24 protein-coding genes are annotated in these 23,467 nt (G+C 64.5%); 4 read left to right on the top strand and 20 right to left on the bottom strand.

What is annotated here, in order from left to right; genetic code table 11:
• Positions 1-29: 29 nt before the first annotated feature.
• The 4 genes from ptsP to L0U82_RS01780 all read right to left on the bottom strand — a co-directional run bounded on the left by ptsP (position 30) and on the right by L0U82_RS01780 (position 5,562).
• The gene (gene ptsP, locus L0U82_RS01795; protein WP_233828081.1) at positions 30-2,600 is read right to left on the bottom strand and encodes a phosphoenolpyruvate--protein phosphotransferase; all 2,571 of its coding nucleotides are present in this window, start codon (positions 2,598-2,600) and stop codon (positions 30-32) included.
• Between the two features lie 38 nt (positions 2,601-2,638).
• Positions 2,639-3,646: an SIS domain-containing protein gene (locus tag L0U82_RS01790; RefSeq protein ID WP_233833075.1), complete on the bottom strand. Its 1,008-nt coding sequence runs from the start codon at positions 3,644-3,646 to the stop codon at positions 2,639-2,641.
• Positions 3,639-4,742 carry an N-acetylglucosamine-6-phosphate deacetylase gene (gene nagA / locus L0U82_RS01785; protein ID WP_233828080.1) on the bottom strand — a complete coding sequence of 368 codons (1,104 nt, stop codon included), beginning with the start codon at positions 4,740-4,742 and terminating at the stop codon, positions 3,639-3,641. The genes L0U82_RS01790 and nagA overlap by 8 nt, the downstream gene beginning before the upstream one ends.
• An 85-nt stretch (positions 4,743-4,827) precedes the next feature.
• On the bottom strand, positions 4,828-5,562 hold the full coding sequence (locus L0U82_RS01780) for a GntR family transcriptional regulator (RefSeq protein WP_233828079.1): 735 nt from the start codon (positions 5,560-5,562) through the stop codon (positions 4,828-4,830).
• A gap of 391 nt (positions 5,563-5,953) precedes the next feature.
• Here L0U82_RS01780 and L0U82_RS01775 point away from each other — a divergent pair, with 391 nt between their 5' ends.
• Entirely contained in the window at positions 5,954-6,883 is a 930-nt protein-coding gene (locus tag L0U82_RS01775; RefSeq protein WP_233828078.1) for a bifunctional helix-turn-helix transcriptional regulator/GNAT family N-acetyltransferase, read from the top strand.
• A 77-nt stretch (positions 6,884-6,960) separates the two neighbouring features.
• On the opposite strand, the gene L0U82_RS01770 is transcribed toward L0U82_RS01775, so the two are convergent.
• The 6 genes from L0U82_RS01770 to L0U82_RS01745 form a co-directional block, all read right to left on the bottom strand.
• A complete protein-coding gene (locus L0U82_RS01770) occupies positions 6,961-7,773 on the bottom strand; it encodes a MetQ/NlpA family ABC transporter substrate-binding protein (protein WP_233828077.1) in 813 nt (270 codons plus the stop codon).
• 410 nt (positions 7,774-8,183) lie between these two features.
• A complete protein-coding gene (locus tag L0U82_RS01765; protein ID WP_233828076.1) occupies positions 8,184-8,813 on the bottom strand; it encodes an SCO family protein in 630 nt (209 codons plus the stop codon).
• Between the two features lie 4 nt (positions 8,814-8,817).
• The gene (gene cyoE / locus L0U82_RS01760) at positions 8,818-9,723 is read right to left on the bottom strand and encodes a heme o synthase (protein ID WP_233828074.1); all 906 of its coding nucleotides are present in this window, start codon (positions 9,721-9,723) and stop codon (positions 8,818-8,820) included.
• A 5-nt stretch (positions 9,724-9,728) separates the two neighbouring features.
• The gene (locus tag L0U82_RS01755; RefSeq protein WP_233828072.1) at positions 9,729-10,838 is read right to left on the bottom strand and encodes a COX15/CtaA family protein; all 1,110 of its coding nucleotides are present in this window, start codon (positions 10,836-10,838) and stop codon (positions 9,729-9,731) included.
• A 23-nt stretch (positions 10,839-10,861) separates the two neighbouring features.
• Entirely contained in the window at positions 10,862-11,524 is a 663-nt protein-coding gene (locus tag L0U82_RS01750) for an SCO family protein (RefSeq protein ID WP_233828070.1), read from the bottom strand.
• 51 nt (positions 11,525-11,575) lie between these two features.
• On the bottom strand, positions 11,576-12,292 hold the full coding sequence (locus L0U82_RS01745) for an SURF1 family protein (protein ID WP_233828069.1): 717 nt from the start codon (positions 12,290-12,292) through the stop codon (positions 11,576-11,578).
• Between the two features lie 111 nt (positions 12,293-12,403).
• Here L0U82_RS01745 and L0U82_RS01740 point away from each other — a divergent pair, with 111 nt between their 5' ends.
• Positions 12,404-12,613 (top strand): twin transmembrane helix small protein, encoded by a 210-nt coding sequence (locus tag L0U82_RS01740; RefSeq protein ID WP_233828068.1) that lies wholly within the window; start codon positions 12,404-12,406, stop codon positions 12,611-12,613.
• Positions 12,614-12,931: 318 nt separating this feature from the next.
• Here L0U82_RS01740 and L0U82_RS01735 read toward each other — a convergent pair whose 3' ends face one another.
• The 8 genes from L0U82_RS01735 to L0U82_RS01700 form a co-directional block, all read right to left on the bottom strand.
• A complete protein-coding gene (locus L0U82_RS01735) occupies positions 12,932-13,789 on the bottom strand; it encodes a cytochrome c oxidase subunit 3 (RefSeq protein WP_233828067.1) in 858 nt (285 codons plus the stop codon).
• A 164-nt stretch (positions 13,790-13,953) separates the two neighbouring features.
• The gene (locus L0U82_RS01730) at positions 13,954-14,175 is read right to left on the bottom strand and encodes a DUF2970 domain-containing protein (RefSeq protein ID WP_233828066.1); all 222 of its coding nucleotides are present in this window, start codon (positions 14,173-14,175) and stop codon (positions 13,954-13,956) included.
• A 121-nt stretch (positions 14,176-14,296) separates the two neighbouring features.
• Positions 14,297-14,896 carry a cytochrome c oxidase assembly protein gene (locus L0U82_RS01725; protein WP_233828065.1) on the bottom strand — a complete coding sequence of 200 codons (600 nt, stop codon included), beginning with the start codon at positions 14,894-14,896 and terminating at the stop codon, positions 14,297-14,299.
• A 41-nt stretch (positions 14,897-14,937) separates the two neighbouring features.
• Positions 14,938-15,072 (bottom strand): cytochrome oxidase small assembly protein, encoded by a 135-nt coding sequence (locus L0U82_RS01720; protein WP_233828064.1) that lies wholly within the window; start codon positions 15,070-15,072, stop codon positions 14,938-14,940.
• A 136-nt stretch (positions 15,073-15,208) separates the two neighbouring features.
• Positions 15,209-16,822 (bottom strand): cytochrome c oxidase subunit I, encoded by a 1,614-nt coding sequence (ctaD, locus tag L0U82_RS01715; RefSeq protein ID WP_233828063.1) that lies wholly within the window; start codon positions 16,820-16,822, stop codon positions 15,209-15,211.
• A gap of 44 nt (positions 16,823-16,866) precedes the next feature.
• The gene (coxB, locus tag L0U82_RS01710) at positions 16,867-18,492 is read right to left on the bottom strand and encodes a cytochrome c oxidase subunit II (RefSeq protein ID WP_233828061.1); all 1,626 of its coding nucleotides are present in this window, start codon (positions 18,490-18,492) and stop codon (positions 16,867-16,869) included.
• Between the two features lie 68 nt (positions 18,493-18,560).
• The gene (locus tag L0U82_RS01705; protein WP_233828059.1) at positions 18,561-19,037 is read right to left on the bottom strand and encodes a DUF2244 domain-containing protein; all 477 of its coding nucleotides are present in this window, start codon (positions 19,035-19,037) and stop codon (positions 18,561-18,563) included.
• Between the two features lie 381 nt (positions 19,038-19,418).
• Entirely contained in the window at positions 19,419-20,384 is a 966-nt protein-coding gene (locus tag L0U82_RS01700; RefSeq protein WP_233828058.1) for a methyltransferase domain-containing protein, read from the bottom strand.
• An 83-nt stretch (positions 20,385-20,467) separates the two neighbouring features.
• Between L0U82_RS01700 and L0U82_RS01695 the strand changes: the two genes are divergently transcribed.
• The gene (locus tag L0U82_RS01695; RefSeq protein ID WP_233828057.1) at positions 20,468-21,253 is read left to right on the top strand and encodes a phosphoribosyltransferase family protein; all 786 of its coding nucleotides are present in this window, start codon (positions 20,468-20,470) and stop codon (positions 21,251-21,253) included.
• Between the two features lie 17 nt (positions 21,254-21,270).
• Positions 21,271-21,741 carry a tRNA (uridine(34)/cytosine(34)/5-carboxymethylaminomethyluridine(34)-2'-O)-methyltransferase TrmL gene (trmL, locus tag L0U82_RS01690; RefSeq protein ID WP_233828056.1) on the top strand — a complete coding sequence of 157 codons (471 nt, stop codon included), beginning with the start codon at positions 21,271-21,273 and terminating at the stop codon, positions 21,739-21,741.
• Here trmL and L0U82_RS01685 read toward each other — a convergent pair.
• Positions 21,714-22,274 (bottom strand): O-acetyl-ADP-ribose deacetylase, encoded by a 561-nt coding sequence (locus L0U82_RS01685; RefSeq protein WP_233828055.1) that lies wholly within the window; start codon positions 22,272-22,274, stop codon positions 21,714-21,716. The genes trmL and L0U82_RS01685 overlap by 28 nt on opposite strands.
• A 194-nt stretch (positions 22,275-22,468) precedes the next feature.
• Positions 22,469-23,467: an NAD(P)H-dependent glycerol-3-phosphate dehydrogenase gene (locus tag L0U82_RS01680; RefSeq protein WP_233828054.1), complete on the bottom strand. Its 999-nt coding sequence runs from the start codon at positions 23,465-23,467 to the stop codon at positions 22,469-22,471.

Genomic DNA, 23,467 nt, shown 5'->3' with positions numbered 1-23,467 from the left:
TGCGGCCGGAAGCACGGGAATCAGCAGATTCAGTCGAGCGGCCAGGTTGCGCGGCTCGCGGCCCTGACCGCTTGCGCGGAATCGAGCGCGAGCGCGTCCTCGGCGCGCTGACGGCACAGTTGATAGTCGAGCGTACGCACGCGTGCCTTGATGCCCGGCACCGACACCGGGTCCACGGACAGTTCTGTCACGCCGAGCCCGACGAGCAGCGGCATCGCGAGCGGATCGCCGGCGAGCGCGCCGCACACGCCGACCCATTTGCCGTGCTTCGCCGCGCCTTCGACGGTGGCCGCGATCAACCGCAGCACAGCCGGATGCAGGCCGTCTGCCTGAGCCGCGAGATCGGGCTGGCAGCGGTCCATCGCGAGCGTGTACTGGGTCAGATCGTTGGTGCCGATCGACAGAAAATCCGCGTGCCGCGCAAGCTGATCGGCAAGCAACGCCGCCGACGGCACTTCGATCATCACACCCACTTCGATCGGCTCGGTGCGGCCCGCATCGCGCGCGAGTTCGTCGATCCGCTTGCGGATGCGCACGAGTTCGCCCGCGTCGGTGATCATCGGCAGCAGGATGCGCACCGCGCCGACCGGGCGCACCGCGAGCAGGCCACGCAGCTGATCGTCGAGCAGATCGGGGCGCACCTGCGCGAGGCGCACGCCACGCAAACCGAGCGCGGGGTTCGGCTCGGGCGGCAGCGTCAGGTAGTCGACTTCCTTGTCCGCGCCTACATCGAGCGTGCGGATGATTGCGGTGCGGCCACTCAATGCATCGACGATCGCCTGGTAGCTCTGGCGATGCTCGTCCGCGTTCGGCGCGGCCGGCCGGTGGATGAACAGCAACTCGGTGCGCAACAGCCCGACCGCGTCGGCGCCGTTGTCGACCGCGGCCTGCGCATCGTCGAGCGTCGCGATGTTCGCGGCCACTTCGATCGCGCGGCCATCAGAGGTGGCCGCAGCTTGCTGCGACGTGCGGCGATTCGCTTCGCGCACGTCGGCGAGGCGGCTGCGCTCACGGCGCGCACGATCGACGTCGAGTTCGGTCGGCGCGAATTCGATCCGGCCCGTGCTCGCGTTGACCACCACCTGGGTGCCGTCGGGAATCGCATGCAATGCGTCGCCGATCGCGACCAGCGCCGGAATGCCCGCCTGTCGCGCGAGAATCGCCGCGTGCGAGGTCGCGCCGCCACGCGCCATCACCAACGCGGTGACCCGCGTGCGATCGAGCGACGACAGGTCCGACGGCGTGAATTCGTCGGCCGCAAGCACCGCCTCGTCGGGCAGCGAGCGTGCCGCCGCGTTCGTATAGCCGAGCGCGCGCAGCACGCGCTTTTCGATGTCGCGCAGATCGGCCGCGCGCTCCGCGAGCAGCGCATCTTCGACATGGCTCAGGATGCCGATCTGCGCGCGGATCGCATCGCGCCACGCGAACCCGGCGCTCTTGCCGAGGCTGATCAGATCACGCGCCGCGTCGAGCAGCGTCGGATCTTCGAGCAGCACACGATGCACGGCGAAAATCCCCGCCTCGCCGACCGCGCCGCGTTGCGACGCATCGCGCACGATCGTGTCGAGATCGGCGTCGACGGTCGCGATCGCCTTGTCGAGCAAACGACTCTCTGCCGCCGACGTGCCACTCGCCTGCTCGGGCGGATCGACGTCCGCGTCGTCCCAGCGCACCAGCGTGCCGACCGCGACGCCCGGCGCCGCGCAGACGCCCGCGAGCGTGTTCGGCGCGAGCGGCTCGCCGTCGGTGGGACGCGCGGCAACGGCGGGCATCGCTGGCGCGGTGGTCGACCGCGCCGGCTTCTGTTCGACTTCGCCGTGCGCTTCGCGCGTCAGTTCATGCGCGATCGCATCGACCGCGGCCTGCGCTTGCGGGCCGACGCCGAGCAGTTCAACCGTCGCGCCCTCTCCTGCACCTAGACCCAGCAAACCCACCACGCTTTCGATCGCCGCCTTGCGACCTTCGTAACGCACCTCAACGCGGGCATCGAAACCGCGCGCTGCTTCGCGCGCCCGCGCTGCCGGCCGTGCGTGCAAACCGCCCGCATGCGTGAGCGTGACCTGCCGGCGCGCTTCGTCCTGCACAGCGCTTGCATGGCCCGCCGCCGCACCGGCATTCGTGCCGGCCCGCGCGCGCAGCACCAGCAGCGGCGTCTCACCGGCCTTCACCTGACCAGCGGGCGCGCGCTCAATCACCTCGAACGCATCCGAATTGGCAATCGCGATCACCGATACGAGGCTCGGCGCGTTCAGCGCGATCTGATCCTGATCGAACTCGATCAGCACGTCGCCCGCGCGGACCTGCGCGCCCTGCTCGACCATCGGCGCGAAACCCTTGCCGTTCAGCTCGACCGTATCGATACCGATATGCAGCAGGATCTCCACGCCCTCGGCACTTGCCAGCGTGACCGCATGACCGGTGCGCGCAAGGTGCGTGATGACGCCGTCGCACGGTGCGACAAGCCGGCCCTCGAGCGGATCGATGCCGATGCCGTCGCCGAACATGCCACCCGAAAACACCGGGTCCGGCACGTTCGCGAGCGGCACGACCGGACCGGTCAGCGGGGCGAGCAAAACAATGTGATCTGTGGAGTAACTCATCAGGCTGGACTTCTCGACACGTCTCATCTGCATTCTCGTCAATGAGTTTCGGTGACTTTGTTGAGATGGCGTGGCGCGTCGGGATTGCGCCCGCGCGCGGCGGCAAGGTCCGCGGCCATCACATAAAAGGACAGGATGGCGGCGATCGGATCGAGCGCCGCGTGAGCGGTTGAAACGAGCGGCAGCGATGCGTCCGGCACGTCGTCCGGCGCGGCGAGCAGCACGCGCGCGCCGCGCGCGCGCATGTCGTGCGCGAGTTGCAGCAGACCCGCCTGCTCCGGCCCGCGCGGCGCGAACACGAGCAGCGGATAGTCGCGGTCGATCAGTTCCATCGGACCATGCCGCACTTCCGCGCTCGAAAACGCTTCGGCCTGAATGCCGGAAGTTTCCTTCAACTTCAGCGCCGCTTCCTGCGCGATCGCGAGACCGAGACCGCGGCCGATCACGATCATCCGTTCGATGCCGCGCAGTTCGTCGACGGCCAGCGACCAGTCGAGCCGGCCAGCGCGCTCCAGTGCATCGGGCAACGCGGCGAGCGCGCCGAGCAGCTCGGCATCGTTCTGCCAATGCGCGACCAGTTGCGCGGAGATCGACAGCATCGCGATATAGCTTTTGGTCGCCGCGACGCTCAGTTCGGGGCCGGCCACGAGCGGCAGATGCCACTCGCACGCATCGGCGAGCGGCGAGGACGGCGCATTGACCGCCGCGACCGTCAGCGCGCCGGCGGCGCGCAGCGCGCTCATCGTGCCGACCAGATCGGGGCTCTTGCCCGATTGCGAAAACGCCAGCGCGAGCTGATCGCGCACGCGCAGCGGCGCCTGCTGCAAAGTCGCGACCGACATCGGCAGCGACGCGACCGGCACGCCGACCCGGCTCATCGTCAGCGACGCGAAGTAACTGGCCGCGTGATCCGAGCTGCCACGTGCGACCGTCAGCGCGACATGGCACGGCTGTGCGGCGAGCGTCGCCGCGAGCGCCGCGACGCGCGAAGTGTCCTTCAACTGCTCGGCGACCGTTGCGGCGGACGCGAGCGCTTCGTTAAGCATATTCGACAATGGCTTCTCCTTCGACGTAAGTCGCGGCGAGCGCCAGCTCGCGATCGAACACCACGATGTCGGCCCACGCGCCACGCGCGATACGGCCACGGTCTTCGATGCCGAGATAGTCGGCGGCATAGCGCGACAAACGGTTCGATACATCGGCGATCGGCAGGCCGATCGACACGAGATTGCGCAACGCCTGATCCATCGTCAGCGTGCTGCCGGCGAGCGTGCCGTCGGCAAGACGTACGCCGCCGAGGCACTTGGTGACGTGCTGGCTGCCGAGGCGATATTCGCCATCGGGCATGCCGGTGGCCGACGTACTGTCTGTCACCACGTACAGACGCGGGATCGCGCGCAACGCGGTGCGGATCGCGCCCGGATGGACGTGCAGCAGGTCGGGAATGATTTCGGCGTACTCGGCATGCGCAAGCGCCGCGCCGACGAGCCCCGGATTGCGGTGATGCAGCGGCGACATCGCGTTGAACAGATGCGTAAAGCCGCAGGCGCCGTGTTTGAGCGCGGCCACCGCGTCGTCGTAGGTGCCGAGCGAATGGCCGAGCTGCACGCGCACGCCGCGCGCCGCCATCTCGGAGATGATCTCCATATGGCCGGCGATTTCCGGCGCCAGCGTGACGACGCGGATTGGCGCGATCGACAGATATTTGAGCACTTCGTCCATCACCGCCGAGACCGCCGCGTCGGGTTGCGCGCCGAGCTTGCCGGGGTTGATGTAGGGCCCTTCGAGATGCACGCCGAGCACTCGCGAGCAGCCCGGCGTGCGCACCCGCGCAACATTGCCGAGGCCGGCGACCACGCTCATCAGCTCGTCGCGCGGCGCGGTCATCGTGGTCGCGAGCAGGCTCGTCGTGCCGTGGCGCGCATGCGTGCGGGTGATCGTTTCGATCGCGTCGCCAGCTTCCATCACGTCGGCGCCGCCGCCGCCATGCACGTGCAGATCGATGAAGCCGGGCAGGATGTACGGCGCGTCGTTGCTCGACGGATCGACGGGGTCACCGGCCAGCGCCGTGATGCGGCCGTTTTCGTATTCGAGCGTGCCGTGGATCCACCCTTGGGTGGTGAGTATGTTTCCGGTCAGCATGAGTCTCTCTGGTGCGTGATACGTATGCGGCAAATTGCGCTCGCCGGGTTCGCGGCCTGGCCGGCCGCGTGGTTCACTTGCGCGTTCAGGTGCGCAGTTCGGCGACGAAGTCGTAGTAGTCGTCGCGGCAGTAGGTGTCGGTCAGCTCGATCGCGCGCTGATCCACGCTGTAGCCGATACGGGTAATGACGAGCAGCGCGGTGCGCGGTTCGATGTCCATCAGCGCGGCGACTTCGCTCGACGCGTTGACCGCGCGGAAGTGTTGCAGCGCGCGGACCACCGCCGCGCCGCGTTGTTCGAGATAGCTGTACAGCGAATCGCCGATCGCGAGCGGATCAGGCACGATCGCGACCGGCAACGCCGAATGCTCGACCGCCATCACGATGCCGTCCGCGCGTCGCAGCCGCCGCAGGCTCGTGATCGCCGCCCCCGGCGACAGACCGAGATGCAGCAGTTCATCGCGGTTGGCCGCGCGCACATCGCGTTCGAGCCACACCGAATCCGGCCGGAAACCGCGCTGCTGCATCTTCTTCGTGAAGCCGGTGAGGCGCGACAGCGGATCTTCGACGCGCGGCGTAATAAAACTGCCCGCGCCGCGCGAACGTCGAATCAGACCTTGCTCGACCAGCAGCTCGATGGCCTTCCTCGCGGTGATGCGCGACACGCCGATCGCGTCGGACAGCGTGCGCTCCGACGGCAGCGCCTCGCCGGCCGACCAGACGCCACAATGGATCGCCGTCGCAAGGTTGCGCGCGAGCTGCAGATAGAGCGGCGTGACGTTGCGCACGTCAGGCATCAATGCGGACCAGCGAGTTTCCATGGGGCTCCAACGCAGCCGCGAACACCACGGCTCTGGGAAATTTGAGAGCCCATTATATAACCAACATAATACCAGTCAATTTACTGGTTCTATGCAATTGTCTTCGCGCTGTAAGCCTTGATAGATAAGGGTTTCATGCCATTTTCAGCATGATTTTCAGGCGAATTTGCAGACCAGGATTTACCCGTATGTGGGCTCGATAAAAGATACCAGTGGATGATTTTTGGCTTTAAAGGCGATCAAAAGCCATCTGTTCAGCATATTTTTAATACCAGTTTGAGTCCACTTTGAGCCCAGAGCTTGTAGACAGCCGCTTCGCCACCGGCGGTACGGCAATTTCCAATATAGTGGTGTGTACCAACTCACAACAAAGTCCCCCGGGGAGCCTCACTTGACCGATTCCGAGGCGCTGCGCCGCGCGCAGGCAGTCCGCCATTTCAACCGCTTCTACACCCGATGCATCGGCGCGCTCCATGAGCGCCTCGCGCGAAGCGAGTTCTCGCTGACGGAAGTACGCGTGCTGCACGAGCTTTCTCGCGGACACGCGCAAACCGCATCGGTGCTGGGTCGTGCGCTCGGTCTCGACAGCGGCTATCTGAGCCGGCTGCTGACCAATTTCGAGCGACGCAATCTGATCACGCGCCGCCCGTCCGATACCGACGCGCGCCAGTCGCTGATCGCGCTCACCGAGCACGGACACGCGACCTATGCGCCGCTCGATGACGCCGCCGTGCAGGAAGCCCTCGGCCTGCTCGACAAGCTCACCGCGCTCTCGCAGGATCGGCTGATCACGGCGATGAAGCTGATCGAGCGGCTACTCGGCGATCAGCCGCCTCGCGAAGAAACCGTGCTGCTGCGGCAGCCGCGCAGCGGTGAATGCGGCTGGCTCGTGCATCGACAGGCGCAATGGTTCGCCGCGCAATACGGCTGGGATCACACGTTCGAGGGCGTGCTCGCGCGTGTCGTCGCCGAATACGCGCAGCGCGACGATCCGCTGCGCGAGAAATGCTGGATCGCCGAGCAGCAAGGCCTGGTGATCGGCTCGGTGTGTATCGTCGGGGTATCGACGACGGTCGCGGGAGTGCGTTTGCTGTGGGTCGAACCGGACGCGCGGCGGCTCGGCATCGGCGCGCAGTTGCTTGGCGAATGCATACGCTTCGCGCGGCGCGCGGGATATACGAAACTCACGTTGAAATCCGCGAGCACGTTCGTCGAGCTGCGGCGGCTATGCGAGCGCGCGGGCTTCATGCTCGCCAGCACGTCGGCGGAGCACCGCTTCGGTCAGGATCTGACGCTCGAACGATGGGAGCTGGGGCTATAAAAAAAGCACGCGCCTGTTACGGCGCGTGCTTTCCTCAATGCAATCAGATCGCGATGAACTAGCGATAAAACCGTCGCTTAGAACGACGGCACCATCGAACCCTTGAACTGCGTCTTGATGAACTGACGCACGTCTTCCGACTGATACGCGGCAACCAGCTTCTTGACCCACGGCTGGTCCTTGTCCTTCGCGCGCACGGCGATCAGGTTCGCGTACGGGCTGTGGATGTCTTCGAGCGCGATCGCATCTTTGGTCGGCTGCAGGCCGGCGGCCAGCGCGAAGTTCGTGTTGATCACGGCGGCGTCGACGTCGGCCAGCGAACGCGGCAGTTGCGCGGCGTCGAGTTCGATGAACTTGATCTTCTTCGGATTGGCGGCGATATCGAGCGGCGTCGCGTTGTTGCCGCCGGTGCCCGCGCCGTCCTTCAGCTTGATCAGCCCTTGCGCCTGCAGCAGCAACAGCGCGCGGTTTTCATTCGACGGATCGTTCGGCACCGCGACCTTCGCGCCCTGCGGCAGGTCCTTCAACGACTTCAGCTTCTTCGAGTACGCGCCGAGCGGCGAGATGTACGTGAGGCCCGCGTTGACGAGCTTGTAGCCGCGTTGCTTGATCTGGCTATCGAGATACGGCTGGTGCTGGAAGCTGTTCGCGTCGAGGTCGCCGGCGTCGAGCGCGGCGTTCGGCTGGATGTAATCGTTGAATTCGACGACCTTCACGTTCAGCCCTTCGCGCTTCGCCACCTGGGTGACGACCTCCCAGATTTGCGCGTCCGGGCCGCCGATCGTGCCGACCTTGATGACTTTGTCGTCCGCATGGGCGCCGACGCTGGTCAGGATCGCCGCACCGGTGACGACTGCGGTAAGGGCTTTGAGGATGTTTCTGCGCTGCATGTGATTCTCGCTGTTACTGATTTGTGTGCCGACGGATTCCGATGGGCCTGCATGGGTTGAATGCGTCGGATCGATATCGGCATCGGATGAAAACGGGCGGTGCACTCGTTCTTTCAGATAGTGCGCCGCAGGCCAGGCCCGGAATTCTTTCATATGGCTGGCAGCTTGAGAAATACCCTGATCGCATATGGTTATGCGGGGCGGGCGGAGGCTTTGCGGCGGTTGGGAATTTGCCGATTCCGGGTTGAGAAGCCGGAACGGAAAGGACATTGCGGAAGGACTAGTGCGCGAACGGCTCAGGGGAATTGCGTTGATTTACGTGCGTCGCACGTCATGAACAACGCGCCGCTGGCGGCGAGAACCCTCAGCCACGAGAAAGCCGCGAGAAATCGCGGCCACGGGCCTCAATCTCAATCGAGCAGCAGCTTGATGTCATGCACCCACGGCGTCGCGCCCTGCCCATCGCGCGCGAACAGACGCAGCTTGCCATCCGTGTCGAACACATAGCTCGCGGCCGTGTGATCCATCGTATAGCTGTCGGGCGTCTTGCCCGGCACCTTCGCGTAGTAGATGCGGAAATCCTTTGCGAGCTTCGCGAGTTGTTCGTCGCTAGCGGGACGCAGGCCGACGAAGGTCGGATTGAACGCCGGCACGTATTGCGCGAGCAGTTGCGGCGTATCGCGCTCGGGGTCGACGGTGACGAACAACACCTGCACACGCTTCGCGTCTTCCGGACCCAGCTGCTGCAATGCCTGCGACAGCTCGGCCATCGTCGTCGGGCAGACGTCCGGGCAATGCGTGTAGCCAAAGAACAGCACCACCACCTTGCCCTTGTAATCGGCCAGCGTGCGGATCTTGCCGGAGGTGTCGGGCAGCGAGAAATCGCTCGCGAACTGGGTGTTGCCGGTGATGTCGAGATTCGTGAAAGCGGGCGGCTGCTTGCCGCAACCCGCCGTGACGAGCGCGGCACCAACCATGCCACCGAGCGCGCAAGCGATCACAGTGGCGCGCGCGACACGCGCAAAGCGTTTCTTGAGCATGGTGTTACGCGCCGATCACGACGCGCGCATAGTGGTCGATCAGCAGCGCGGCGAACAACAGCGACAGATAGACGATCGAGTAACGGAAGGTTCGGCGCGCGAGATCGTCCGAATATTCGCGGTAGATCTTCCACGCATATGCGAGAAACACCGCGCCGAGCAGCACCGCCGAGCCGAGATACACGACCCCGCTCATGCCGGAGATGAACGGCATCAGCGTGACCGCGAAGAGAATCACCGTGTAAAGCAGGATGTGCAGGCGCGTGTACTTCTCGCCGTGCGTGTTCGGCAGCATCGGTAGACCGGCGTTTTCGTAATCCTTTCGGCGATACAGTGCGAGCGCCCAGAAATGCGGCGGCGTCCACACGAAGATGATCAGCACGAGAATCCACGCATCGCCGGGCACGTGCCCGGTGACCGCGGCCCAGCCGAGCGCCGGCGGCATCGCACCCGACGCACCGCCGATCACGATGTTCTGCGGCGTGGCCGGCTTCAGCAGCAGCGTATAGATCACCGCATAACCGACGAAGGTGGCGAGCGTCAGCCACATCGTCAGCGGATTCGCGAACGTGTAGAGCGTCCACATGCCGAGGCCGCCGAGCACGGCCGAGAACAGCAAAATTTGCGGCGTGGTGATTTCGCCGCGCGCGGACGGGCGCCACGACGTGCGGCGCATCTTCGCGTCGATCTGCTGCTCGACGAGGCAATTGATCGCAAACGCGGCACCGGCCAGCAGCCAGATGCCGACGGTGCCGCCGATCAGTACGGTCCACGGCACCATGCCCGGTGTCGACAGGAACATACCGATGACCGCGCAGAACACCGCGAGCTGCGTGACACGCGGCTTCGTCAGAGCGAGATATTGGGAAACCCGGTTGCCGGGCGTTTGGGAGAGTGTCGTGCTGTCCATGTGAGTCACGCTGGCGCGGCGTCGCGCGCGGGGAATACGGCGCGGCCGGGACGGCTATAAGCGATGCGGAAGTTTAACATGACGAGCAGCAGCAGCAGGATCGCGGCCCCACCGTTATGGGCCACCGCGATCGGCAACGGCCATTGCAGCACGATGTTCGACAAGCCGGTGATGAACTGGATCAGCACCACCAGTAGCACCCCGTTCGCCGGCCGCCGCAGCGACTCGAAGCGGCGCAGCTTCAGCGCGAACCACACCAGATAGGCAATCACGACGAACGCGAAGGTGCGATGCGTCCAGTGGATCGCGACCAGCGCGTCCTGGGTGATCATGTCGCCGTCGCCGTTCATGCCGAGCGCGCGCCACAGGTGAAAGCCGTGCGCGAAGTCCATCGGCGGAATCCATTGACCGTTGCAGGTCGGGAAGTCGGTACAGGCGAGCACCGCATAGTTGGTGCTGACCCAGCCGCCCAGCGCGATCTGCAACACCAGCAGAGCGAGGCCCGCGAGCGCCGCCGCGCGCCAGCGCGCGGCCTCGGGTTCGTAGGCGGGCAGCGGCGTGAGCCGCGCGGCCAGCCAGCCGAGCGTGCCGAGCAGCGCGAGACCGAGCAGCAGGTGCGTGGTCACGATGATCGGCTGCAGCTTCATCGTCACGGTCCATGCACCGAATGCGCCCTGCACGACAATCAGCAGCAGCAACGAGGTCGGCCACCACGGCGACACATGCAGAGGCCGGCGCTTGATGCGCGCGGTCCACGCGATCGCCGTCTGAGCGATGATCAGCACGCCGATCGCCATCGCGAAATAGCGGTGGATCATTTCGATCCAGGCCTTCGTCATGCTGACCGGGCCGCTCGGCATCGCCTGGTAGGCCGCGGAAATCGCCGCGTGCGCGATGAACGGCGACGACGTGCCATAGCAGCCCGGCCAGTCCGGACAGCCAAGGCCGGAATCGGTGAGGCGCGTGAAGCCGCCGAACATCACGAGGTCGAGCGTGAGGAAGGTGGTGAGCCAGACCAGCTTGCGGAATTTGTTGTCGTCGGCCTTGACCCATACGTAGGACAGCGGCAGCAACGCGATACACAAGCCGATCAGGGCCAGTTCCAGTACGAACATCTTTTCTTACCTGTTTGCGGGCATCAGCCGATACTCGACCACTTGAGCAATTTGGTCAGATCACTCTTGATCTTGCTCGGGTTCGCATCTTTGGGAAAACGCATCATCAGATTGCCGTTCGGATCGACGAGGAAAATGTGGTCGGTGATCCGGGTCCCGGTATCGGCGGGAAGCCATGCGGCCACCTGCGCCGGGTCGGCGATCAGCATGTCGGTGTCGGGGTACGCGTGTTGTATCACGTCCGCGACTTGACCTGCGTCGGTGCGAAGCCACACTTCGACGACGCGCTCGCGTTCCGGCCCTTGGGTTGCGCGGATTTGTCGCATGAAGTAGAGCTTCGTCGCGCAGGCCTTGTCGCATGCGCTGCTGTCGACCGAGATCATCAGCCAGCGGCCACGTAGCGATGCGAGCTTGAGCGGCTTGCCGTCCTCGCCGGTGACCACCAGCGAGTCGGGGATCGACCGCTGAGGCTCGATCAGCGTGCCGTAGTTCGTGCTGCCGCCGGTCGGTTTGATCACGTAGTACATGAAGTACGAAATCGCGATCGGCGCCGCGCCGATCAGCGCGACCAGCAGCAGCATCCAGCGGCCGCGCCGCCACGAGCCCGCGCCGTTCGGTTGACCGGGGATCGCTTTGGCCGCGGCGGGTTTGCCGGCTTGCGGCGGGCGGGGAGTTTGAGTCGACACTACAAAACCTCTTTCAATGATTGGGCGGCCGCGGGCCGCGCTTGCACCACGTCATGCGCCTCGCGCGTGTTCTTTTCTGCCGGCGCGCCGCGCCGCGTACAGACCGAAGCCGAGCGCCGCCGCGGCCATGCCCCACCACTGGAACATATAGCCGTAGTTGGTCTCGACCCCGGTGGTCGGCGCGGGCCAATCGCGCACCAGGCCATCGCCGATGTTGCCGGTCTGCTGGATCACGAACGATTGCAGCGGCAAGCCGGTTTCCGTCGCATACGCGCCGGCATCGAGATTCTGACGGATCAGCTGATGCGCGGCCGAACCGTTCTGCCCCAACTCGAAGGCGCGCGACGCATCGGCCCGCGCGATGCCTTCGATCTCGACCTCGCCCGGCGGCGTCGTGTACGGCGCGATGGTCTCGCGATTGACCATGTTGCGCGGCAGCCAGCCGCGATTGACCAGCACATAACCGCCGCCGGTCAGTTTAAAAGGCATCACGACGTAAAAGCCTGGTTGATCGTTATACGGCCGATTATCGAGGTACACGACCTTGTCGGCGATAAAAGTGCCACGCGCCGACACGCGATGGAACTCGATGTCCTTCAGCGCAACCGGTGCCGCGCTCACCGGCTGCGCGGGCGCGTTCTCGAACTGCGTGATATGCGCCTCGAGCGCTTCCTTCTGATGCGCGCGATCTCGCTGCCAGAAACCGAGCCGCACCGTCACGACGACGACGAGCAGGATCAGCAGCGCGGGAATCAGGCGAAACTTCATTGCATGCGCTCCGTTGCCGCGGCCAGAGCCGCCGGGATGCCACGGCAGACGCTCGGACGCGGTGCGATAATAAACGTCTTGCCACTGCGCTTTCCGGTTTCAGTTGGTTCCATGCACATTATCGTTCCCATTGCGTTTGCTCTGATCATCGCCAGCATGGTGTCGGCGCTGTACTTCATGATGCACGACAGAGGCAAAACCAAGCGGATGGTCTGGTCGCTCGCCACGCGGGTGGGCCTGTCGATCTCGCTGTTCCTGTTCATCCTGTTCGCGCACTGGATGGGCTGGATTCAATCGACCGGCATTCCGTACGGACGCTGAAGCTCAGAGGTCCAATGTCGTGCTGTGCGAGTCTGACGCGCTGAGCACGACGCGTCGAGTGTCGTATTGACGCTGGTGAGACCGCGCTTCAGTGCGCATCGCTTCACTGCGCATGAGTCTCGCTCCTTCCCGATCCGCGTCCTACAGCCGGCGCCCCGCCAGCAAGATTTCCACGTCACCAAACAAAACGCCGCCCTGACAGGTCGAGGGCGGCGCTGCATCAATCCTTGCATCCTGCTCGTTGGCGCCGCCGTGGACAGCGTCACGCCAACGGCCCGCGCGCGTTCCGGCCATGCGGCGCGCGCGAGTCTGACTGCGTTACAGCCAGTACACGACGACGTACAGCCCGAGCCACACGACGTCGACGAAGTGCCAGTACCATGCCGCGCCTTCGAACGCGAAGTGATGCTCCGCCGTGAAGTGACCGCGGATCATCCGCGCCAGCACCACCGCGAGCATCGTGCCGCCGAGGAACACGTGGAAACCGTGGAAGCCCGTCAGCAGGAAGAACGTCGAACCGTAGATGCCCGAGGCCAGCGTCAGATTCTGTTCGTGGTACGCAGCGAAGTATTCGAAGCCCTGCAGCACCAGAAAGCACAGCCCCAGCGCGAGCGTAGCGGCCAGCCAGATGATCGCTTTGCGGCGATGATTCTCGCGCAGCGCATGGTGCGACACCGTCAGCGTCGCGCCGGACGACAGCAGCAGCGCCGTGTTGATGGTCGGCACCGGCCACGGTTGCATCGACTTGTAGGCCGACACGAGGTCAGCCGGACCGTTGTTCGGCCACACCGCCGAGAAATCCGGCCAGATCAGCTTGTAATCGAGGCTACCGAGTTGATGCAGCGCAATTTCGCGCGCATAGAACAGCGCGCCGAAGAAAGCACCGAAGAACATCACTTCGGAGAAGATGAACCAGCTCATGCTCCAGCGGTACGAACGGTCGACGTTCTTGCCGTACATACCGCCTTCCGATTCCGCGATCGCGTCGCCGAACCAGTGCCACAGCGTAAAGAGCAGCCACAACAAACCCACGAAGACGCCGATCGGCCCCCAACTCTGGTCGTTGATCCAGGCCGCAAGCGATCCGAGCATGACCAGCAACCCGGTAGCGGCGCTGATCGGATGCCGCGACGGATGCGGTACGAAATAGTACGGGCTCTCGTTTTGACCGCTCATTCTTGATTCTCCACTTCAGTCCAGTTGTTCCGGAATCTCCGGCTGTATCTTCGGCGGCGCGTCGATACCGCACCGCTTCACTCTAATTCTTGGGCCTTGCTGCGCGACCCAGGTACTACCCGCGCGGGCCTCGCTTCAAGCTGGCCCGGGCACTGAAGAACGTGTCAACCGACCACGACTCGCACAACCAGAATCAGCACGCCGATAAAGATCGCGGCACCGATCAATGCGGCCAGGATCACATGCAGCGGATTGAGCTGCGTGGCATCGGCCTCCAGATCGCGGCGCTTGCGCACGCCGAAAAACGACCAGAACACCGCGCGCATCGACTGACCGAAACTGCTCTTGCGCGGGCTGCCGCTTTTCTCGCCGCCGTTATCGATCATTTCGCTTCGTTTCCCCTGGTCTTGCTTCGTTCGCGGCTCTCGCCGTCAAACCGGTTTCGCGGGACTCACCGCCGCTGCGGTTGCGGCTGCCGCTGCGGTTGCGGCTGCCGCCGCGCCTGCGTTAACCGTTCGTCGCCTTGGCCTCGGGCACCGCTTCGTCGGCGCTCGCCGCCGCCGGCGTGTTCATTTCGAAGAACGTGTACGACAACGTGATCGTTTTCACGTCCTTCGGCAACTTCGGGTCGACCACGAACACCACCGGCATCCGCCTGGTCTCGTTCGCGCTCAACGTCTGCTGCGTGAAGCAGAAACACTCGATCTTCCTGAAGTACTCGGTTGCCTGCTTCGGCGCGTAGCTCGGAATCGCCTGCGCGCGAACCGTGCGCGGCTGTTCGTTGCTGACCTCATACATCACCGTCGTCACTTCGCCCGGATGCACATCGAGGCTACGTTGCTGCGGCTTGAAACCCAACAGGCCGCGCGCGTTCGCATCGAATTCGATCGAAATCGTGCGGCTCATGTCGACCTGCGTGTTCTTCGCCTCGCGCGCAGTCGTATCACGCTGCACGAGGTTGTTGACGCCGGAAATCTTGCAGATCGCTCGATACATCGGCACCAGCGCGAAGCCAAAACCGAACATCATCAGCGCGACGACGAACAGCTTGATCAGCATCGAACGGTTGAAAGAGCGGTCGGCCTCGGCCGGCGGTTGCGTCGACATCTGAATCCTCAACAAACCTGCAACGGACTACGACGGCTGCTTTAGCTGAACCAGTACTGCTTGACCACGATGGCCACGAAGAACATCGCCGCAATCGCGAACATCACCAGACCGATGCGCTTGTTGCCCGCGCGAATCTGCTCCGGCGTACGTCTTTCCTGTGAATTGCGGGTCATGCTCGACTCATGCTCGACATTCTGAATACTGTTCCCGACTGGCGCGAGGCCGCCGGGTTGACGGCTACCAGCGAAGCGCCCGATTCCGTCAGCAGCGTGCCGCGCCGACGGAACCCGGCACTTCGCCGGAAAAGACTTACTCGACGGTCGGCGGATGCTCGAACGTGTGGAACGGAGCCGGGCTCGGCACGGTCCACTCGAGACCGGTTGCGCCGTCCCACGGCTTGTCGCCCGCTTTCTCGAGCTCACCACCGCCACGGTAGGCCGGCAGCGCCACTGCGAACAGGAAGTAGACCTGCGACAGACCGAAGCCAAACGCGCCGATCGAGATCACCTGGTTCCAGTCGGTGAACTGTGCCGGGTAGTCCGCATAACGACGCGGCATGCCGGCCAGACCGACGAAGTGCATCGGCAGGAACGCGAGATTGAAGAAGATCATCGACGCCCAGAAGTGGATCTTGCCGCGCGTTTCGTTGTACATCCAGCCGGTCCATTTCGGCGACCAGTAGTACCACCCGGAGAAGAGCCCGAACAGCGACCCCGCCACCAGCACGTAGTGGAAGTGCGCGACCACGAAATAGGTACCGTGATACTGGATATCGAGCGGCGCCATCGCGAGCATCAGGCCGGACAGGCCACCGAACGTGAACACGATCAGGAAGCCGATCGCGAACAGCATCGGCGTTTCGAACGACAGCGAACCGCGCCACATCGTCGCGACCCAGTTGAACACCTTCACGCCGGTCGGCACCGCGATCAGCATCGTCGCGTACATGAAGAACAGCTGACCCGTGACCGGCATACCGGTGACGAACATGTGGTGCGCCCAGACCATGAACGACAGGATCGCGATCGATGCCGTCGCGTACACCATCGAGCTATAGCCGAACAGCGGCTTGCGCGAGAACGCCGGAATCACCTGCGACACGATCCCGAACGCCGGCAAGATCATGATGTACACCTCGGGGTGCCCGAAGAACCAGAAGATGTGCTGGTACATGACCGGGTCGCCGCCGCCTGCCGCGTTGAAGAACGACGTGCCGAAGTGGCGATCGAACAGCACCATCGTGATCGCGCCCGCCAGCACCGGCATCACGGCGATCAGCAGGTACGCGGTGATCAGCCAGGTCCACACGAACATCGGCATCTTCATCAGCGTGAGGCCGGGTGCGCGCATGTTCAGGATCGTCACGACGATGTTGATGCCGCCCATGATCGACGAAGCACCCATCAAGTGGATCGCGAAAATCGCGAAGTCCATGCCCGGGCCCATCTGCGTGGAGAGCGGCGCGTACAGCGTCCAGCCCGCGGCGGTCGCGCCGCCCGGTGCGAAGAACGAACCGACCAGCAGGATCGCGGCGACCGGCAGCAGCCAGAAGCTGAAGTTGTTCATCCGCGCGAAGGCCATGTCCGATGCGCCGATCTGCAGCGGCACCATCCAGTTCGCGAAGCCGACGAACGCCGGCATGATCGCGCCGAACACCATGATCAGCCCGTGCATGGTGGTCAGCTGGTTGAAGAACTCGGGGCGCATGATCTGCAGACCCGGTTCGAACAGCTCGGCACGGATCATCAGCGCCATCACGCCCCCAGACAGGAACATGGTGAACGAGAAGATCAGGTACAGCGTCCCGATGTCCTTGTGGTTGGTTGCGAACAGCCAGCGACGCCAGCCGTGCGGCGTTTCGTGGGCATGGTCGCCGTGCACGTGCTCGTGGCCCGCAACTACATCGTGTCCGATGCTAGACATGACAATCTCCTAAAGCGAATTCTGCGATGCTGACCATGAACACGTCAGGCCGCCGGGCTGATCTGTACACGCCGGGCTTCCTTCGCGTCGGTGCCGCCCGTGATCGTTTCCGGCTTCTTCAAAATAATATGGTCTTCGGCGATGCCGGCCGCCTTCAGCGCGTCGCGCACGGCTTCCGCGCGATCTTTCGCGAGCTTCGCGTTCTGATCGGCCGAACCGGTGGCGTCGGTGAAGCCCGACAGCGTGAATTTCGCATCCGGATGCGCCTTCGCATACGCGGCGGCGGCGTCGACCACCGCTTTCGCGTCGGTCGGCAGCGTGCTCTTGCCGGTTTCGAAGTAGACACTGGCCGGCAGCGCCGCGGCGCTGTTCGAGGCCGCCGCGTTATCCGATGCAGCCGGTGCTGCGGACGCTGCTTCCGCGCCCGATGCCTCGGCAGCACCGCTGGCGGCAGCGCCGGCGTCGGCTAGATGGTCGCCGCCTTCCGGCAGCTTGCCGTTGCGTGCGTCCGCGACCTGCTTCGGCTGCAGAATGTCGCCGGTGTGGTTGCCCCACGAGTTACGTTCGTACGTGATCACCGAAGCGATCTCGACGTCGTTCAGCGTCGGCGCCCACGAAGGCATTGCGTTCTTGCCCTTCAACACGAGGCTCACGTGCTGCGCGATCGGACCGTTGGCGATCTTGCTGCCGTCGAGCGCCGGGAATGCACCCGCGCCCTTGCCGGTCGGCTGGTGGCAGACCGCGCAGTTAGCCGCGTAGACCTTGCCGCCGCGCTCCATCAGCTCGGCCATCGTGTAAGTCTTGTTCGGATCGTCCTGGCCGGCGGCCATTTTCTTCTTCTGTACGTCGACCCACTTCGCGTAGTCGTCAGCGGACAGCACTTCGACGACGACCGGCATGAACGCGTGTTCCTTGCCGCACAGCTCGGTACAGAAGCCGCGGAACGTGCCGACGCGGTTAGCCTTGAACCACGTGTCGCGCACGAAGCCCGGAATCGCGTCCTGCTTCACGCCGAAGGCCGGCACGTACCAGGAGTGGACTACGTCGTTCGCGGTGGTGATGATGCGGATTTTCTTGTCGACCGGCACCACGAGCGGGTTGTCGACTTCCTGCAGATAAAGCGTGGAGATCGGCTGGCGGCCTTCGGTCTCGGCGCGCGGCGTGGCGAGCGTGGACAGGAAGTTGATGCCTTCGCCCGGACCCTTCACGTAGTCGTAGCCCCACTTCCACTGGTAGCCGGTGACCTTGATCGTGAGGTCGGCGTTGGACGTGTCTTTCATCGCGACGACGGCCTTGGTGGCGGGCAGCGCCATCAGCACGACGATGACGAACGGCACGATCGTCCAGATGATTTCAACGGTGGTGCTTTCGTGGAAATTGGCTGCCTTGTGGCCTTTCGATTTGCGGTGAGCAAAGATCGAATAGAACATCACTGCGAACACACCGACGAAGATCACGGTGCAAAGCAGCAGCATGAACATATGGAGGCTGAACAGCTCCTCAGCGATTCTCGATGCAGGCGGCTGGAGATTGATCGCATTGACGGCGGGGCCGCCGGGAGCATCGCCCACTGCCAGGGCGGCGCCGGCGAAAAGCAGTCCGCTCATCGCCAGCACGCTCGTGAGCGCTCGCTTGATTGTTTTCATAGCTTCCTTACCCAAATTTTCCATTCAAACCCCTCGACCCCGCTGGCAGCATATCTCGCGCGCCCCCTTGAACCCCGCGTGCCCGGCACCAACTAACAACGTGCCAGCCACATGCGCAGCTCCCCTGCGAACTGCGCGCGCCGATTCTGCGCGAGATGTTGCCCGATCATGATCGTCTGCCCGCGCGAGACCAGTTTGATCTGCTCGCGCGGCGTTGCGCCCGGCTCTATCCGCACCCAGCGCGGATTGAATTCGAACTGCGTAATCTGCTCGGCGCTGACCTGCTCGATCACGAGCCGGTTGGGAAACAACCGGATGCGTTCGTAATCGACAGCATGACGCGCATAGATTGCAAACGCGATACCTACCGTCAGCAACTCGATTCCGGTGAACGGCAACACCAGCCAGGCACCGACCAGAACCAGCATGAAAGCAATTGCCAACGAGAACAACGCAAGCGACACGTACAGACAGACGAACTGCCGCGGCGACATCGAACAGTTGCGCTTCATGGTCCAGTCCTTCAGGACCGGCTCCGAACCCGCCAGCAGATGATCTGATGCCCCCATCGCTGCCTCCCGCGAATTGCCGCGCCCGGTCTGCCTTCTTCTACTTCCGGATGCACCTCACGGCCGCCGCTTCTGCCATCTTCAGCGACCGCGCCAACCCTTACCGCATCACGTCATATTGCAGCCTGCGTGCTGTGCCTGCCACCCCAAATGTGGGACCTCCGGGCCGACAAACTGACGCATTATAGGCGCGATCCATAGCATCGACAAGCAAGCCCCGATTGGCCCACAAGCCAGGTGCGACAAGCCTTCGCGCCATTTTGCCTGGCGTTTTGCGGGTCTTTCGGAGGGCAAATCCCAGGCATAACGGATGTCATCTTTACCGCCTGCGCAACACCGCCATCGCGGCCAGCCATTCAGCCGGCGACATGCGCCAGTGCGCTAACCACGCCTGCCCGGTCCGCGTCCGATGTCCTCGATCCGCACGATTCCATGCCCTTCGGCCGTGGTGCGCGGCACCGCCTTCCATGCATGCCCGTAGATCACTTCGAAGGTCAGCGCGATCGTGCCGTCGGCGCGCCGGCGCGCTTCGAGCGCGGCGAGCAAAGCCTTGTGCAGCCTGCGGGCGACAGCGCCCTCGGCCGCCTCGCGCTCGAACGGATACGCGCCCCAGCGGCGCACATCCGCGAGCAGCGACTCGGGCGACTTATAGGTGATCGTCAGTGTTTCCTGGTCCATCACCGGGATCTCGAAGCCGGCCTCGACGAGCATGTCGCCGAGATCATGCATATCGACGAAGTCGATCACATGTTTGCGCGATGCGACGCCGTGCGCCGCCTCGATCTCCGCGTAGGCGCCGCGCAACTCCTTGAGCGTGTCGGGGCCGAGCGTGCTGAACATCAGCAGGCCGTTCACCTTCAGCACCCGCTGCCATTCGGGAAAAACGAGATCGGGCCGCGAATGCCAGTGCAGCGCGAGATTGGACCAGATGAATTCGAATGCGCCGGCCGCGAACGGCAGCGCCGAGAAGTCGGCCTGCGCGAAGCGCGGACCGCGCGCGCCCAGCGCCTTGCCGAGCGAAGCGGGCAGAAAGCGCCGCCAGCTGGTGTCGCCGGCATCGTGATGAAGCGCGCGCTTGAGCATGCCGTGCGACAGATCGGAGCCGAACACCGGCGCTTCGGGGAAACGTTCGCGCAATGCCGGGATGTCTTCGCCCGCGCCGCAGCCGGCGTCGAGCACACTCGTGGGTGTCACCTTGATGTAATCGAGGCGCTCGCGCATGCGTTGCGCGATCTCGCGCGGCAGGAACGCAACCTCGTCGAAGCTGGCGGCGCGGCGGTCGAAAATACGCCTCAGGCGCCGTGAATCATAGGCCGGACGGCCAGATTGAGCGGATGTTGGGGACATGAGTGTCGTGCTGGCGTAGAGCCCGAAGTATACTCGTTCGCTTACCCGCATTCATCGTGAACGGCTCGCCTCGGCACCCACTCGTGCGATTCCAGTCATTTTCTTCATCCTGTCGCAATCACGTCGCGCGTTTTGCGCGCGGCCTGAATTCGGTCTGGCCGCGCGTGCTGGACGTCGCGCTGCCGAATCTTTGCGCGTTGTGCGGCAATTTGTCGCAGACGACGCTATGCGCCGGCTGCGACGAAGCCTACTGGAATGAGAGCCGACTGCGCTGCACCGTCTGCGCGGTGCCGCTGCCCGCGTCGCGCTGGACCGCTCGTACGCGGTATCGCTGCGTGGATTGCATGGCCGAACCGCCGCCGTTCGACGCGAGCTTCGCGCTCGCCGACTATCGTGCGCCGCTCGACACACTGGCGATCGGCCTCAAGTTCCGCGCGCGCCTGATGCTCGCGCGCGACTTCGCGCAACGGCTCGCGCGTCTCACGCAGGACGCCTCGCCGGATGAAGCCAGCCAGCCCGATGTAATCGCGCCGGTGCCGCTCGCCAGCCGCCGCCTTGCCGCGCGCGGCTACAACCAGGCCTGGCAGATCGCCAAACCGCTCGCCCGCGCACTCGGCGTGCGCGGCGACGCGACGCTGCTGGAGCGCTCGCTCGATACCGCGCCGCAGTCGCAGCTCGATCTCGAAGCGCGCCGGCAGAACGTCGGCCGCGCGTTTCGCGTCGCGCACGCGGTGCGTGGGCTGCACGTCGGCATCGTCGACGACGTGATGACGAGCGGCGCGACGCTCGAAGCGATCGCGCATACGCTGAAGGCGGCCGGCGCGCGGCGGGTCACGAACTTCGTCGCGCTGCGCACACCGAAAAACTAGCTCCACGTGGTCTCACTATGTTTAACGTCGTTCTCGTAGAACCTGAAATTCCGCCGAACACCGGCAATGTGATTCGCCTGTGCGCGAACACCGGCGCGCGGCTCCATCTGATCGAGCCACTCGGCTTTCCACTCGATGACACCAAGATGCGGCGCGCCGGCCTCGACTATCACGAGTACGCGGAAATGAACGTGCATGCCGATTGGGCCGCGTTCATCGCGAAAGAATCGCCGGACCCTTCGCGCATGTTCGCGTTCACGACGCGCGGCTCGGGCCGTTTTCACGACCATGCTTTCCGGCCCGGCGACTGGTACGTGTTCGGCGCCGAAACGCGCGGCTTGCCCGATGCGGTGCTCGAACGATTTCCGAATCAACAGCGCGTACGCCTGCCGATGCGCCCCGGCAATCGCAGCCTGAACCTGTCGAACACGGTGGCAATCGTCGTATTCGAGGCGTGGCGTCAGACCGGCTTCGAAGGCGGCGCCTGAACGCGTTCGAGTTCGGCCTCGTAGCGCGCGAACATCGCGTCGTCGAAACAGGCGAACGTCACGTGCTTCATACGCGGCGTGCGCGGCAACGTGTTGAGCACGGTTGCGATTGCGATGCGGACCGCATCGTCAGCGGGGAAACGGTAGATGCCGCAACTGATCGCCGGAAACGCGATGCTCGTGCAATGCGCATCGCGCGCTACTTCGAGCGAGCGCTGATAGCACGACGCCAGCAGTTCGCCCTCGCCATGCGCGCCGCCGCGCCACACCGGGCCGACCGCATGAATCACGTGCTTCGCCGACAGGCGGTAGCCGCCCGTGATCTTCGCATCGCCGGTCGAACAACCGCCGAGCATTTCGCATTCGCGCAGCAGCTCCTTGCCGGCCGCGCGATGAATCGCGCCATCCACGCCACCGCCACCTAACAGCGACGTATTTGCCGCGTTGACGATCGCATCGACCGCGAGCGTCGTGATATCGACCACGCGCGCTTCGAGCGTGCAAGTTCCGTGACTGAGATTGAATGTGGGCATGGGAACCTCGCTGATCCGAGCCTCGATATCGAGGTGGACAGCAAGGCAAGACAGCCGTTCAACGCGGGTTCGCGCTAAGCGGCTGACAGATGGAGAGTGGGTAAATCAGGGCTGGTGGAACAGACTGATCCGGAAAATTTAACCGGCCTCGCCTGTTCCATCCTGCTTATGCCGACCTGCTTATGCCGTCCCGCTTACTCGGCCTTCGAATCGCGCCGTAGCAATGCGCTGACCGCATCGCGCGGCGCCACGCCGTCGAACAGCACCGCGCAGACCGCCTCCGTGATCGGCATGTCGATCGCGTGAGCACGCGCGATCGCGAGCACCGCCTGCGCGCAACGCACCCCTTCGGCTACGTGACCGAGGCCGCCGAGGATCTCGTCGAGCGTGCGGCCCGTGGCAAGCTGCAGGCCCACGGTACGGTTGCGCGACAGATCGCCGGTGGCGGTCAGAATCAGATCGCCGAGACCGGTGAGACCCGTGAACGTTTCCGCCCGACCACCGAGCGTCACGCCGAGGCGCGACATTTCCGCGAGCCCGCGCGTAATAAGAGCTGCACGCGCGTTAAGCCCGAGCCCGAGGCCATCGGCGATGCCCGTCGCAATAGCCAGCACGTTTTTCACCGCGCCGCCGACTTCGACGCCAATGACGTCATCGCCGGTATAAATCCGCATCGCGCCGTGATGAAACGCGGCAACCGTGCGCTCGCGGCACGCCGCCGACGCGCTCGCGACCGTCAGCGCGACCGGCAGGCCCTGCCCGACTTCGCGCGCGAAGCTCGGGCCGGACAGCACACCGTTGCTCGCGTGCTGGGGCAGTTCGGCCGCGACCGCCTGATGCGGCAACAACTGCGAGTCGGCTTCGAAACCCTTGCACAACCACACGATATGCGCCGGCACCTTACCCGCGTCGCGCATCGTCCGCAGCAGACCACGCAGGCCCGCAACGGGCGTAGCCACGACGCACAGCGCATCGTCGGCGAGCGCGTGATCGAGCGCCGCGCCGAGGTCCGCCTGATAGCGAAGCGCGGCCGGCAAAGCAACGCCCGCCAGATAGCGGGCGTTTTCGTGCGAAGCGGAAAGCTCGGCGATGAGCGCGGACTCGCGCGCCCACAACACCGTGTCGTGCCTTAAGGCCAGATGGCCGGCGAGGGCCGTGCCCCAGGCGCCGGCACCGAGAACGGCGACTTTCAT

Origin of the sequence: Paraburkholderia sp. ZP32-5, from assembly GCF_021390495.1 — a bacterium.
GTDB lineage: Bacteria > Pseudomonadota > Gammaproteobacteria > Burkholderiales > Burkholderiaceae > Paraburkholderia.
Note: the sequence above shows the minus strand (reverse complement) of the source record. Positions and strands in the feature narration are given on the sequence as shown.

Excerpts from the sequence above, each read along its gene's own strand:
- L0U82_RS01780 (WP_233828079.1), bottom strand. The coding sequence starts at position 5,562 with ATGGAAACTCGCTGGTCCGCATTGATGCCTGACGTGCGCAACGTCACG.
- L0U82_RS01720 (WP_233828064.1), bottom strand. The coding sequence starts at position 15,072 with ATGACCCGCAATTCACAGGAAAGACGTACGCCGGAGCAGATTCGCGCG.
- coxB (WP_233828061.1), bottom strand. The coding sequence starts at position 18,492 with ATGGAAAATTTGGGTAAGGAAGCTATGAAAACAATCAAGCGAGCGCTC.
- L0U82_RS01755 (WP_233828072.1), bottom strand. The coding sequence starts at position 10,838 with ATGTTCGTACTGGAACTGGCCCTGATCGGCTTGTGTATCGCGTTGCTG.
- ptsP (WP_233828081.1), bottom strand. The coding sequence starts at position 2,600 with ATGAGTTACTCCACAGATCACATTGTTTTGCTCGCCCCGCTGACCGGT.
- ctaD (WP_233828063.1), bottom strand. The coding sequence starts at position 16,822 with ATGTCTAGCATCGGACACGATGTAGTTGCGGGCCACGAGCACGTGCAC.
- L0U82_RS01730 (WP_233828066.1), bottom strand. The coding sequence starts at position 14,175 with ATGATCGATAACGGCGGCGAGAAAAGCGGCAGCCCGCGCAAGAGCAGT.
- L0U82_RS01740 (WP_233828068.1), top strand. The coding sequence starts at position 12,404 with ATGCACATTATCGTTCCCATTGCGTTTGCTCTGATCATCGCCAGCATG.
- L0U82_RS01770 (WP_233828077.1), bottom strand. The coding sequence starts at position 7,773 with ATGCAGCGCAGAAACATCCTCAAAGCCCTTACCGCAGTCGTCACCGGT.
- L0U82_RS01790 (WP_233833075.1), bottom strand. The coding sequence starts at position 3,646 with ATGCTTAACGAAGCGCTCGCGTCCGCCGCAACGGTCGCCGAGCAGTTG.
- L0U82_RS01735 (WP_233828067.1), bottom strand. The coding sequence starts at position 13,789 with ATGAGCGGTCAAAACGAGAGCCCGTACTATTTCGTACCGCATCCGTCG.
- L0U82_RS01680 (WP_233828054.1), bottom strand. The coding sequence starts at position 23,467 with ATGAAAGTCGCCGTTCTCGGTGCCGGCGCCTGGGGCACGGCCCTCGCC.
- L0U82_RS01705 (WP_233828059.1), bottom strand. The coding sequence starts at position 19,037 with ATGGGGGCATCAGATCATCTGCTGGCGGGTTCGGAGCCGGTCCTGAAG.
- L0U82_RS01700 (WP_233828058.1), bottom strand. The coding sequence starts at position 20,384 with ATGTCCCCAACATCCGCTCAATCTGGCCGTCCGGCCTATGATTCACGG.
- L0U82_RS01765 (WP_233828076.1), bottom strand. The coding sequence starts at position 8,813 with ATGCTCAAGAAACGCTTTGCGCGTGTCGCGCGCGCCACTGTGATCGCT.
- L0U82_RS01685 (WP_233828055.1), bottom strand. The coding sequence starts at position 22,274 with ATGCCCACATTCAATCTCAGTCACGGAACTTGCACGCTCGAAGCGCGC.
- nagA (WP_233828080.1), bottom strand. The coding sequence starts at position 4,742 with ATGCTGACCGGAAACATACTCACCACCCAAGGGTGGATCCACGGCACG.
- cyoE (WP_233828074.1), bottom strand. The coding sequence starts at position 9,723 with ATGGACAGCACGACACTCTCCCAAACGCCCGGCAACCGGGTTTCCCAA.
- trmL (WP_233828056.1), top strand. The coding sequence starts at position 21,271 with ATGTTTAACGTCGTTCTCGTAGAACCTGAAATTCCGCCGAACACCGGC.
- L0U82_RS01725 (WP_233828065.1), bottom strand. The coding sequence starts at position 14,896 with ATGTCGACGCAACCGCCGGCCGAGGCCGACCGCTCTTTCAACCGTTCG.
- L0U82_RS01745 (WP_233828069.1), bottom strand. The coding sequence starts at position 12,292 with ATGAAGTTTCGCCTGATTCCCGCGCTGCTGATCCTGCTCGTCGTCGTC.